Origin of the sequence: Streptomyces griseorubiginosus (assembly GCF_017614965.1) — a bacterium.
GTDB classification, from domain to species: Bacteria; Actinomycetota; Actinomycetes; order Streptomycetales; family Streptomycetaceae; genus Streptomyces; species Streptomyces griseorubiginosus_B.
On the sequence record NZ_WVUG01000748.1, the window covers coordinates 1 to 420 of the forward strand.

Sequence of the window (420 nt, forward strand, 5' to 3'; positions counted from 1 at the left end):
CGCCTGGCGCGTGCGCGATTCGCCGGAGGCGGGACGGGATTGGGGATCACTGGACGCCGGGCTAGCCGGCGGGGCGCCGGAGGGCCGGCGGGTACGCGAGTCGCCGGACGTCGAGCCGGTCGGCGAGTCGGCGGGCGGCATCGAGGGCTTGGGGGGTGTGCTCGCGCGCGGTCCGGAGGGCGAGGCCACCGGCGCCGCTGCGGGGTTGGTGAGGTCCGCCTGCGCCCCGCGTGTGGGGGGATGGGCGGACGCCGTGCCGGTCGGATCATCGGTGGGCACCCGGCGGGTCGGCTCAGGGGCGGGCTCCGGACCAGCGGGGCGTTCGCTCGGCGCCGAGCGGTCGCGCTGATCGCCGGGTACCCGGCGGGCGAACGCATCGCCGGGCGCCGATCGAGTGGGCGGCACGGGGGGCTTCGGGGG

The 420-nt window shown here is 79.3% G+C and carries 1 pseudogene; it reads left to right on the plus strand.

Annotated elements, in window-relative coordinates:
• Positions 1-349 (plus strand): annotated as a pseudogene (locus GRC12_RS45095) (hypothetical protein); the annotation flags it as partial.
• Positions 350-420 lie beyond the last annotated feature (71 nt).